At 52.2% G+C, this 205-nt stretch carries 2 rRNA genes; both read left to right on the top strand.

From position 1 onward, the window contains the following. A 16S ribosomal RNA gene (locus GPK88_RS18505) occupies positions 1 to 74 on the top strand; the annotation flags it as partial. Positions 75 to 131: 57 nt separating this feature from the next. Continuing rightward, positions 132 to 205 (top strand): 5S ribosomal RNA (gene rrf, locus GPK88_RS19865); the annotation flags it as partial.

Here is a 205-nt window from a genome sequence, read left to right as displayed (position 1 = left end):
AGGCGGGACCGATGACTGGGGTGAAGTCGTAACAAGGTAGCCGTATCGGAAGGTGCGGCTGGATCACCTCCTTTCTAAGGGAAAAAGTAGAGAAGATGTGTTTTACTGTTGAGTTATCAAGCTAAGATATTTCTGGTGCCGATGCGGTTGGGGGACACACCCGTTCCCATCCCGAACACGACGGTTAAGACCCAATCGGCCGATG

It is taken from the genome of Blautia sp. MCC269 (assembly GCF_018785655.1).
In the GTDB taxonomy this organism is placed as follows: Bacteria; Bacillota; Clostridia; order Lachnospirales; family Lachnospiraceae; genus Blautia_A.
Note: the sequence above shows the minus strand (reverse complement) of the source record. Positions and strands in the feature narration are given on the sequence as shown.